The sequence below is a fragment of the Acinetobacter sp. PW68 genome (assembly GCF_020982655.1).
Lineage (GTDB): Bacteria > Pseudomonadota > Gammaproteobacteria > Pseudomonadales > Moraxellaceae > Acinetobacter > Acinetobacter towneri_A.
Genome location: NZ_JAHZSX010000001.1, coordinates 1,927,808 through 1,940,085 on the forward strand (window position 1 = coordinate 1,927,808; position 12,278 = coordinate 1,940,085).

General features: G+C 40.0%; 8 protein-coding genes and 1 tRNA gene. 4 read left to right on the forward strand and 5 right to left on the reverse strand.

The annotated features are described in order from the left end of the window. The 3 genes from gltS to K1T76_RS09210 form a co-directional block, all read right to left on the reverse strand. The gene (gltS, locus tag K1T76_RS09200; protein WP_230245189.1) at window positions 1-1,242 is read right to left on the reverse strand and encodes a sodium/glutamate symporter; all 1,242 of its coding nucleotides are present in this window, start codon (window positions 1,240-1,242) and stop codon (window positions 1-3) included. 614 nt (window positions 1,243-1,856) lie between these two features. Next, complete coding sequence (locus tag K1T76_RS09205) at window positions 1,857-3,119, reverse strand: DcaP family trimeric outer membrane transporter (protein ID WP_230245190.1); 1,263 nt, start codon at window positions 3,117-3,119, stop codon at window positions 1,857-1,859. A 400-nt stretch (window positions 3,120-3,519) separates the two neighbouring features. Next, on the reverse strand, window positions 3,520-4,704 hold the full coding sequence (locus K1T76_RS09210; RefSeq protein ID WP_230245645.1) for a multidrug effflux MFS transporter: 1,185 nt from the start codon (window positions 4,702-4,704) through the stop codon (window positions 3,520-3,522). A gap of 249 nt (window positions 4,705-4,953) precedes the next feature. Here K1T76_RS09210 and yccS point away from each other — a divergent pair, with 249 nt between their 5' ends. From yccS to K1T76_RS09230, 4 genes are all read left to right on the forward strand, one after another. Then, on the forward strand, window positions 4,954-7,128 hold the full coding sequence (gene yccS, locus K1T76_RS09215; RefSeq protein ID WP_230245646.1) for a YccS family putative transporter: 2,175 nt from the start codon (window positions 4,954-4,956) through the stop codon (window positions 7,126-7,128). Window positions 7,129-7,275: 147 nt separating this feature from the next. Further along, complete coding sequence (locus tag K1T76_RS09220) at window positions 7,276-7,836, forward strand: YcxB family protein (RefSeq protein ID WP_019837484.1); 561 nt, start codon at window positions 7,276-7,278, stop codon at window positions 7,834-7,836. A 154-nt stretch (window positions 7,837-7,990) separates the two neighbouring features. Next, window positions 7,991-10,609: a PepSY domain-containing protein gene (locus K1T76_RS09225; RefSeq protein WP_230245191.1), complete on the forward strand. Its 2,619-nt coding sequence runs from the start codon at window positions 7,991-7,993 to the stop codon at window positions 10,607-10,609. A gap of 121 nt (window positions 10,610-10,730) precedes the next feature. Further along, window positions 10,731-11,549 (forward strand): YdcF family protein, encoded by an 819-nt coding sequence (locus K1T76_RS09230; RefSeq protein WP_230245192.1) that lies wholly within the window; start codon window positions 10,731-10,733, stop codon window positions 11,547-11,549. Between the two features lie 26 nt (window positions 11,550-11,575). Here the strand turns inward: K1T76_RS09230 and K1T76_RS09235 are convergent, their stop codons facing one another. Continuing rightward, a complete protein-coding gene (locus tag K1T76_RS09235; RefSeq protein ID WP_230245193.1) occupies window positions 11,576-12,037 on the reverse strand; it encodes a DUF2750 domain-containing protein in 462 nt (153 codons plus the stop codon). Window positions 12,038-12,133: 96 nt separating this feature from the next. Further along, window positions 12,134-12,209, reverse strand: a tRNA-Val gene (locus K1T76_RS09240). Window positions 12,210-12,278: the final 69 nt, after the last annotated feature.

Below are 12,278 nucleotides of genomic sequence, written 5' to 3' on the forward strand. Positions count from 1 at the left end.
TTAGCCACCAAAGAATTTTAGAATAGATTGAATCACCGCAACGTTAATTAAATCGACAAAGAATGCACCACACAGCGGCACAATCAAGAACGCTTTATAAGATGGACCATACATATTGGTAATGGCCTGCATATTGGCGACTGCTGTTGGCGTTGCCCCCATGCCAAAACCACAGTGTCCTGCTGCCAACACGGCTGCATCGTAGTTTTTCCCCATAAGACGGAAGGTCACAAAAGCTGCATATAACGCCATTGTGAGTGCTTGCGCACCTAAAATCACCATTAAAGGGCCTGCCAAATCGGCCAATTGCCATAATTTGAGTGACAACAACGCCATCGCCAAATATAACGATAAAGATGCATTCCCAAACACATCAATCGCACGGTCAAAAATATTGACCTTAAAAATACTTTCTAAAACATTACGCAGAATCACACCGCCCGCCAATGCCCAAACGAAAGTTGGTAATTCAAACATCGTGCCTTTGGCAGCGCCTGTCATAAATTCGGCAAAAGCCAAACATGCGGCAAATAAACCCAAAGTGGTAATTGCATTATCTGCTGTAATTAAACGAACCTGATGCGGATATTCAAATGGAATAAACTCATTAGAGTCTTGATCTGCAGGCGTATTGTCACGTTTTTCAATTTGTTCTTCAGTACGTGGCACTGCCAATTGATGACGGTTGATTAAAGTTTTAGCCAGTGGACCACCAATTAAACCACCAATAATTAAACCAAAGGTCGCACTTGCCATGCCCAGTGCCAAAGCACCTTGAATACCATATTGGGTTTCTAAAATTTCACCCCACGCACCTGCTGTACCATGACCGCCAGTTAAAGTAATCGATCCTGCAATTAAACCAATTAGTGGATCAATACCTAACAATGTTGCAAGACTAATGCCGACAATGTTTTGCAACACAATAAATGTGGAAATTGCAATCAAGAAAATAATTAAACCGATTCCGCCCTGACGCAATTTTGTGAAGTTCGCGCTTAAACCAATCGAGGCGAAGAAAATAAGCATAAAGCTAGTTTGCAATGCGCTACTGGTGGTAATGCTATAACCCCAAAATTGATTCACCAACAATGAAACAATAGCGGCAACCAAACCACCTGCAACAGGTTCAGGAATATTATAGCGTTTTAAAAAATCAATTTTATTGACTAAAAGTCGCCCTAAGAGCAGGACGATGACCGCAGCAATCAGCGTATAAAACGCATTAAAAGTAAATTCCATGGCAATATCCATATAGTGATTGCAGATTATTTTTAATATGATCAAGAACTGTCTATGCAAACCAAAGTATTTGCATCATTATGACTCTAAATCAACTAAAAAATGCCGCAATACAAAGTATGTAAACAGTATCGTATTTGACCGAAGTTTAAGAGGTATGCATTTTGCTCAGCCAACCCATCCTTTGGTTTCACTCAAGCGTTATCATCTGCGTTTGCCTAGAACAGAAGAAAAGAAAGACAAAAGACAGCAATTTCACTTTCGGGGTGTCTTCGAGTGCAAACAACTGAATCGGCTTAAGACTGAGAGGTAATCTCATATAAGCTCCAAAATATCTGAGGTGGATAAATACCTTGCGATAAAGATATTCAATCACTTGATAAAAAACAGCAAGATTAAAGGTCGATCATTATGCATTTTTTTTGACAAAAAGCTGCTATTTTCTGCATTATTTCTATAAATTTTATTGATTATTTTCAACTATAAGTGCAAGTTACAGCATTTTATAAAACTGAATAAAATTTAAATTATTGAATTGATAACATAAATTTTCAACATAAAAAAACAGAGCTTAACATTAAGCTCTGTTTTGGATTTTGCTCAAAAGTAGCGACTTAGAAGCTATAACGCGCCATAAAGCCTACGCGGTCATCACTGAATTTTTGACCATGAAAGTTTTTACGCTCACCATTAATATATTCAATACCTAAATCCACTGGTTTTACAGGTGAATAGATAAAGTTAATCCACGCTTGTTGTACTTTCTCATTCTGTTTATTATCAGGTTTATTTGCTGCACGCGCAAAGTCTGTGCCATCATCTGCAAATAAAGCACCATACGCCAAAGTTGAACGTAGTTGTGGAGAGAACTGATAGGTTGCACCCACTTGTACACCAATCGTTTCATTTTGCTCAATGCTATTACTATCAACAACAAATGCAGAGTTATTACCATATAAGTAATTGCTGTTACCTTTTACATAAGATACGTCTGCAGATACTTTTAAAGGTTCTGCAACTTGATAATTCGTACCTGCAGCAACACCCCAACCAGTTTTATCATCATTTGCTGCTTCTGATTTGTAATGTTCCACCAATGCACGTGCAGAAGCAGAGCCTTTACCTCCAGCGTAAGTTTGTACCACTTTAGCTGTCAAATTTGGTACACGATAGGTAAGGCTATCACCTGAACTATTCCCCTCTTCAGCAGAAACGAATAACTGAGTTGTAGGTGCTAGCTTATAACCATAACGTACTTGCGGGACACGTGTTGTACCACCACCAATATTCGTCGCAAAGTCAATCATTTCTGGTGCATGATTAGACAAGAAGTTTGATGTGGTTTGACCAAATAACCAGTTATTTAAAGTTAAGTACGCATGACGGATACGCAAGTTGTCAGATGTGCCAGCAAAGTCAACTTCAACTTTACCACCAAGTTTGCTGTCGCCCACTGGTGTATTAAAGTCTAAACCTAAACGTGTCACTTTAGATGTAGCTACAAGTTTATCGCTTACATTATCTTTACTAGTATGCGTCGAGTTAAAGTCACTATCTGCACCTTTAATAATATAGTTCGCATCACCACGGATCGAACCATAAATAGATACGTCTGCACCAGATTTAGACTTTAAGCTGCTTAATACACTTGCAGGTGCAGCAGGTTTCGCCTGTTGTACTTGGGCAATTTGAGTTTGCTGCTGTTGTTGTACTTGCTGTTGTTGCTGAATTAACGATTTTAACGCTTCAACTTCTTGACGAAGTTCTTGAATTTGTTGTTGCTCAGTTTTTGCTGCGTGTGCAGTACCTACCATTAATGTTGTAACGGCAATAGCTAAACCTTTGATCATAAATTGACCGTTGAGTAATTGACTCATTTATCTCTCCAAAATAAAACAACGCTGCATCCGTGCATGATGATTTTGTTCGTCATCTATCGATTTCACATCGAATTATAAAAATGGCTTAAAAATCAAAACACTTTTGCCAAATAGTCCAAGACACCCAAATATTTAAAATATTACAATTTGTGTCATTTATTACAGGCTTCAATCTATCAAGTTATGACGTTTATTAAAATCAGTTTTCCCGAATAAGAAATCACAATTAATCATAATTACAGATTCAAACAATTAAACCATATAAAATTCAACACCTTAAATAGGTTGATTATTCAAGTATTTACACCACCATTAGACTATTGTATATATTTCAGTTCTGTTAAAAAGCCCGATTTTTTCGAAAAAAATCACCATTTGAAAAAGTATTGACCCCAACTCAATCTGATTGAGGTTGTAAAATATGAAAAACGGCAAACATCCCCGACCCAATAAATAGCAGCATTAATACCGCCATATTCAGCAAAGCACTGCCTGTTAAAAAGTTAAGTAATACCCCACCAATCAAGCCACAAAAGAATTGCACACTGCCCATGATCGCACTGGCTGTTCCAGCTCGTGCGCCTTGTTTTGCCATTGCCAGCGCCATGGCATTCGGGCCTGTAAAACCAATCCCAGACACTGCAAGAAATAAGCCGATCATTACCAATGCCAAAGGTGCATACCCCAAACTACCTGCAAGCAATAGAATGACCGTACCACTCAGTTGAATGAAGCTGCCTAGTTTTAAGCGTTGCAAAACGCCCAATTTTCCACTGATTTTTTTATTTAGGGTCGAAAACAACATAATGCCAAAGGCATTGGCACCAAACACATAAGCAAAAGCCGTTTCAGTCAAGCCATATTGATCCATCATGAGCGCACTTGAACCGCTGATATAGCAAAACAATGCCCCACCTGTCAGACACCCTGCTAACATTGGAAAACGAAAATCACGATCTTTTAAAATTGCGAAATATAAGGTCAGGACTTGCTGAAAACTCAACTTTAAACGGCGTTCTTTGGCTAAAGTTTCTTTAAAAAAGAAATGTACACATAAACAGCAAATAATTCCAACACAGGTCAGCACCACAAAAATGGCTTCCCAATTCATCCATCTAAGCACCCATGCACCCAGCGTTGGTGCAATAATGGGTGCAATGGTCATCACAATCATCATGCTCGAAAAAGCTTGAGCGGACGTTTGCAAATCCAAGCGATCACGAATGGCTGCTCGTGCAATCACCACGCCCACACAACCGCCCAACGCCTGCAAAATACGTGCAGCAATCAATCCCCATTCATTGTGTGCAAACACGCACAACATACTGGCCAGTGAAAACAATACCAAGCCAATATATAAAGGCGGCTTACGTCCAATCCGATCACTCAGCGGCCCATAAATCAGTTGCCCCAACGCCAAACCTAAAAAATAGGCAGGCAAACTGTTTGCGACCATTTGGGTCGATACACCAAACTCGCTTGCCATTATTGGCAAGGCAGGCAAATACATATCAATCGACAAAGGCCCAAGTGAGGTCAGTAACGCCAACAACAAAATCCAGGCTGTCGAATATTGCTGCATGTTGGGTTCTGGCGCAGATGGTGGCGTACTATTTGAACTTGGTAAAGTTTTCGATATGCTCATATTTTAAGGTGGAATGACAAATGTATAGAGAAGCTTGCACGCTTCATACTATCATTTGTAGTGATTAAAGATGAATTTTCACATATTAAATTCTCTAAACACTCATCTACAGTTACAATGTACGCAACCTTTCATTTCATAGCATAATCACTGTTTAGAAAAAAAATTTTACTTAAAGGAACGATGTTGAAACCTTGGCTGATTAAGCTCAAACAAGCGACCTATAACACCACATTTATGTATAACATCCGCATGCTCATTGCATTTGCGGGAACTGCTTTTGTTCCCTATTTTATGGGAATGCAAGTTGCCACCATTCCTTTAACTTTAGGTGTGGTTGCCGCAGGTTTGAGTGATATAGATGACCGTTTTTCGGTACGTATCCTTAATCAGCTCTATACTTATATTGGGTTCTTTGTAACCGCCACTTCGATACAGTTTTTATTTCCGCACCCTATTTTATTTGCCACAGGCTTAATCCTGTCGTGTATTGTCTTAATTTTGCTCGGTTCGCTCGGACGGCGTTATGCCACCATTTCTTATGGCTGTTTGGTGGTATCGGTGTACGCCATGCTTGGTGTCAATCTATTTGATGACTGGTACATGCAACCGCTACTTTTGGTCTCGGGCGCAATCTGGTACGGCGTAATTTCGACCATCAGCTTTTTACTGTTCCCTGTTCGTGCTTTACAAGACAAACTTTCGCTCAGTTATTCTTCTCTGGGCGATTTTTTATTTGCCAAATCTAATCTATTCGATGTGGATATGACTGCATCTAGTTATCAGCAAAGCATCATTGATTTATCACTTGAAAATGGCAAATTAATTGCGATTTTTAACGACTTAAAAACTGCTTTGCTGACGCGTTTAAAAGGTGACCGCGGGCAAAAAGATACCCGACGCAGCTTACAGTATTATTTTGTCGCACAAGACATTCATGAACGTGCCGACTCTGCACATATTGATTATCAAAAACTGGCGAAAATATTTCAGCACAGCGATATTTTATTTCGCTTCCAGCGCATTTTGTCTATTCAAGGTAAAGCCTGTAAAGATTTAAGTGAAAGTATTCTGCATCGTAAACCTTATGTGCATAACAAGCGTTTTAAACATGCTTTTGAAAATCTTAAACAGTCTTTAGAAAAGCTGCGCAGCGAGCAGCAATATGACCAGGTTTGGATTAATGCACTGTTTGCCTTATATCAAAACCTAAAATCAATTGACGCTCAACTGCGTAATCTTGAAACCGAACGTAATATTAAACTGGATAAATCCAAGCATATTGAACAACAACTCATAGATGATGACTTAAAAAGCTGGGATGATATTGTCATCCGTATCAAACAGCATTTAACCCCTGAATCTGTCTTGTTCCGCCATGCCATTCGTTTGTCGATTGTACTGTTAATTGGCTATGTTTTTGTACAAGTCACCAATATTCAATATGGCTACTGGATTTTACTGACCGCCTTGTTTGTGATGCAGCCTAACTTTAATACCACCAAACGCCGTTTACGTTTGCGTATTATTGGGACACTGGCAGGGATTGTGGTCGGCTACACCATTTTATATTTTGTGCCATCTGTAGAAGGGCAATTGGTGGTTTTAATTATTAGTGGCATGTTGTTCTTTGAATTACGCAGTAAACAATATGCACAAGCGACTGCTTTTATGACTATTTTGGCGCTGATGAACTTTAACCTAGAAGGTTTGGGCTTTGCCGCAGCTGTACCACGTATGGTCGACACCTTAATTGGTTGTGCGCTGGCATGGTTTGGCGTAAGTTTTATCTTCCCCGACTGGAAATTCCGTCGTCTATCACGCACGATTCGTCGCTCACTCACCGCACAATGTGACTATTTGGCAGAAGTGATTGAACAATATAAAAATGGACGCAATAACGGCTTGAATTATCGTGTGGTGCGCCGCGCTGCTCACAATGCCGACGCAGAAGTTGCATCACTGATTTCAACACTCGCCACCGAGCCTGATTTTGATCCTGATCAAAAAGCTCAGGCCTTTGAGTTCTTGTGTTTGAGTCACACCTTTATTAGTTATATCGCTGCACTGGGTGCGCATCGTGACAAAATTGAAGATCAGGAAGTCTTGGAACTGCTCGATCAAGCGATGGACGATATTCAAGGTGCTTTACTCAACGATGAAACGCCTGATTTGAGCGCACATAATATGCTGCAAACCATTCGTCAGCTTTTAAGTCAAAACAATGAGCAAGATCAAAAATCATTGATTATTTTGCAGCAATTATCTTTGATGATGAGTATCTTGCAGCAATTAAGTCGATTAAAACAAAGTTTAAGCCACGAACATGATCAGGATGCAACTGAACTGGCGTCTTTATAAATCATCCTGCAAAGGATCCATGCCTACTTTCTCAGCCTTAGCACAATATGAATTCATCGACCTTAGCATGATTTTGCGACAATATACTCACTGAATGACAGCAATTAATGCTAAACTTTTTATAGTTTTAAATTTGTTAGTTTCACTATGACCGCGAAAAGTTTATACGCCTACACACTACAGCCTGTAATCTACGAAGTTTCTGAAGAAGAACAACGTCACGCTCAACTGGTAATATGGCGCAGTACCAATAAAATTAGCATGAAAGCATGGATTATTATGGGGGTGATAGTCGCCCTTTCCATTTTAGGCATTCTGCTATTAAAAAATTATTCGACTATTTTCTGCTGGGTCGCCATTGTCTGTGTGGCACTCTACCTGCTGGTGCGTAAATACGGCTTGGAATGGTACGTTAAACGCAAAATGAATGAATTTCCTGTTCAAGAAATTAAAGGGATTCGTTTAGGCGTACAACCACACGGAATCGTAATGCGTCAGCAAATGGGCGCTCAAGAAGGCGTGGGTGCAATCGGCTGGAAAGATGTATATGAATGGTACAACACCCCTGAATTTATTTTGATGAACTTCAAAGTAAAAGGTCAGCAAGGTGCTTATATTCTACCTAAGCGCATGGACAGCAAGAACTTTTCGTTCAACACCATTCGCAAACATTTAACCGAAGCTGCAGGCGAAGCCAAGCAAATCTAAATATCCCGATCTAAAAATAAACCTCTATCCCCTGCGATGGAGGTTTTTTTACTTAAAATCAAAATAATGAACGATAATGAGAATAAATAGCATTTGCATTAACTTTGTATCTAGATTATTCTTCTGCAAAATTTGTGCTCAACCCGCATTCATCATGTTAAAAAAAACTTTTTTCCAAATTCACTGGTTCCTTGGCATTACAGCAGGGCTTATTTTGTCACTCATGGGTGTCACTGGGGCAATTTATTCCTATGAACAACAAATTCTAAAATGGTTGAATCCAGACAGTTACCAAGTTCAAGTTGAGCAGAAACCCAAACTTACTCCTGCAGAAATTTACACACATTTTCAGCAAGTCCAACCAAATTATAAAATTAACAGCATTACCATTGCCCAAGATCCTGCAGCATCTTCAAGCATCAATATTGCGAAAGAAGGCGCCAGACGCGGTCAAAATATCATGATTAATCCCTACTCTGCAGACATTTTACCTGAAGTGAAAGGGCGTGATTTTTTTCAATTTATCCAACAATTACACCGCAATTTAACCGTAGGGCCTATTGGTAAGCAAATTACAGCCGCATGTACCCTCATGTTGTTGTTCTTTGTGTTAAGTGGCATTTATCTGCGCTGGCCGAAACGCCATTCATTCAAACAATGGTTTGCGATTAAACCACAACTCAAAGGTCGCAATTTTATTTGGGACTTACATGCTGTGGTCGGTACATGGGTAGTGATCTTCTATCTTGTTATGGCATGCACAGGGCTATATTGGTCGTATGATTGGTGGCGCAATGGCATGTTTAAAGTCATGGGCGTAGAAAGACCACAAGCACAATTACAAGCAGATGGACGCAATAAAAAAGAAAATCAAAATAATCAAACACCTCATCAAGCAAGGCAGACACAAGTTGTGGAACATGGCCCAAATATCACGGATCCTACCAAAAAAAATACACTGGATCAGGCACAAATTAATCTTGCTTTGACGCAGGCATGGCAACATTTCCCGCAGCAGTTAGAGCAGGATTATTCGAGCATCACTTTTAATATGCCTAAACACGCCAATAGTGAAATTGAAATTAACTTTGTCGATGTCATTCCACAACATGAACGTGCCCGCAATAGCGCAACTTTTGATTATCAACAAGCGCGTATTACTCAACTTGAATTATATGCAGACAAACAGCTTAATGAAAAAATCATGAGCAGTATGCTGCCTGTGCATCGGGGTAGTTTCTTTGGACCTGTTTATCAATTTTTGGCCATGCTTGCTGCATTGATGATGCCGCTGTTTTTCGTCACAGGCTGGATGCTATATTTAAAACGTCGTAAACAAAAGCGTTTGACTCTTGCTGCACGTCAAAATCAAACTCAATTGAAAATTGACCCAAATGCTGAACACTGGCTCATCGTCTATGCCAGCCAAACAGGTACTGCTGAACAATTGGCATGGCGCACTGCAACCAGTCTGCAAGAGGCACATCAACCTGTCACAGTCAAAGCTATTCAAGAATTGCAGATAGCTGACCTCAAAAACAATACTCAAATTTTGTTTGTTGCCAGCACATACGGCACAGGAGATGCACCCGATTTATCCTCTAACTTTGTGAAAAAAATCATGTCCCAAAGCTTAGACCTCTCTCATTTACGTTATGCGGTTTTAGCCCTAGGCTCCAAAGAGTATCCTGACAGTTATTGCGATTTTGGACATCGTCTTGCTGCATGGCTGCAACGCAATCAGGCTCACGCTTTGTTTGACACTATTGAGGTAGACAATGCCAATTCTGCTGATGTACAGCGTTGGAATCAAGCATTGGCACAGGTGACTCAGCTTGAATTACAAAGCATGCAAATTGACAAAACCTTTGATACATGGCGTTTGCAACAACGTGATTTGCTAAATCCGAATAGTTTGGGTTCACCTGCGTTTAATATTGAACTTGTACCGCAGCACGAAGCACATTGGGCTGCAGGTGATATTGCTGAAATTCAACCAGAAAACAGTTCTGTACGGATTCAGGATTTTTTAAAACAACATCAACTTGATGCCAATACTATTATTGCTGATGGTCAGCAAACCCTAGCACAGGCTTTGGCATATAAAGACCTGACAACCCCTATTCAGACATTTAAAACTGTCGATGAATTATTGGCACAACTTTCACCCTTACCTAGTCGTGAATATTCAATTGCCAGTATTCCTTCACAACAGGTTTTAAGACTTGTGGTACGTCAAAAATTTGATGCTCAAGGTGAGCTGGGCTTAGGTTCAGGTTGGTTAACTGCCCATGCAGCAATCGGACAAAATATCGCACTACGCATTCGCAATAATCCATCTTTCCATTTAATTGATGATGACCGCCCAATTATTTGTATTGGCAACGGCACAGGACTTGCGGGTTTAATGAGCTTATTGCATGCACGTACCCGCCTGAATTACACCCAAAACTGGTTGTTTTTTGGTGAACGCCAGCAAGCGCACGATTACTTTTATCAACGCACCATCGAGGCTTGGCAAAGCACAGGCGTGCTACAACGGCTTGATTTGGCTTTTTCCCGCGATCAAGCCGATAAAGTCTATATTCACCATAAGTTACGTGAACAGGCTGAAGATTTAAAACGATGGGTTGAACAAGGTGCCGTGATTTATGTTTGCGGTAGTATTCAAGGCATGGCCAGTGATGTCGACCAAGCTTTAAAAGATATTTTGGGTGAAAATCAACTAGAACAATTACGTCAGCATGGACGTTATCGCCGAGATGTGTATTAATCTCAACTTGTAATTCACCTAATTTTACCCATAGCCTCAACCGAAACATACTTCAGTTGGGGCTAAATTTTTAAGCAGCTTCGGCTATACTGTTTACACAGCATCATAGCGCAATACAGTTATGCAAGGCATGCAAGAAAGTCACGTACAGCCGCAATCAAGTCCATTCAAAAGAATATTAAGTAGCCTAATTGGATTAATTTTAGTTTTGGATGGTGTCTATCTCATCAACTTAAAGAAAATTCATTTCGGCACCGTTTTACCTTTGTTAATAGGCACGATGCTGCTGTGTTATGCCATTTTCTATACTTGGATTCAAAGCCACTTAAAACAACATACACGCTTAGATTGGTTATGGAAATTCGGTTGGGGCATATTTTGGTTATGGTGCATCAGCCTATTGATCTTTTTTGCTTATATTCATTTCAGTACACAGCAGCAAAATACTGCAAGCAACAATGCCAAAGTGGTGATTGTACTCGGCAGTGGCATAGAAAATGGACAACCATCGCCCACGCTCGCCAAACGGCTAGATACCGCAGCAGCTTATGCCTTAGAACATCCACACAGTTATTTAATTGTCAGTGGTGGCCCCGCTTTTGCGGAACAACTCACTGAAGCGCAGGTGATGTCCAACTATTTACAACAACGCTATGCAATTGCAGCATCACGCATTATCTTAGAAACCCAAAGTACCAGTACGGCACTCAATTTAAAAAACAGTCAACCTTTGCTGCATCAAATCGGCACAGATAAAACCCAACCAATTACGATTGTCACGAGTGATTTTCATACCCTCCGTGCAGCAGCTATTGCTAAACGACAGGGATACACACAGTTCAGTATGTTGAGCGCATCAACACCGCTCTATAGCCGCTATAACGCGTGGTTACGCGAATATTTTGCTTATATCAGTGGTTGGCTGCTCAATGAGTATTGAAAAATAAAATCTAACATGCACATCGCTTAATTCAAACGAATTGAGCGTGGCAAAGGAATTTGCATCTCTTTAAAAAATTCAGGTTTTTGTATATACACCTGATACAAATAATTTTTTAGATCTAGCAATAACTTTTCAGGAGCAACCAATACATTCTGCCCTTCAGGGCTTAGATTCATAGAAACATTAGTGGCTTCCTGACGTAAAAACGGAATCACTTTTTCAATAAAATCTTTCAGTGAAATTTCTTCAACTTGATAATTGGCCCAATTGTCTTTGATTAACAGTTTAGCTAGACTTTTATTTTGCCATATTGCAAAAGCACGCTGCCCTGTAGGCGTAGCACAAAGCGCCCAACCATCTTCATACAATGCAAAAACATTCCCCTGAGAAACAATGGTTTCAATAAATTGCTTGTAAATATCTTGCACATTATAAATTTGCGGCGCTTGCTTAGATGCAGCTTTTCGTTGATAAGGATTTCTCATAAGTCACGGATATTAGTATTATTATAAATAAAAAAAATTCTAGGCGAATTTATTGCAATATGCAAGAAATATGAGATGAAGGTGTATGAAAAGATATGGTGGGCGCTGACGGGATCGAACCGCCGACATTCTGCTTGTAAGGCAGACGCTCTACCAACTGAGCTAAGCGCCCTGAAGAGAAAAATAACATTGTTATTTTACGTTGCAAAACAAGCGAAGTGCATAGTCTTGAACTTTGAAA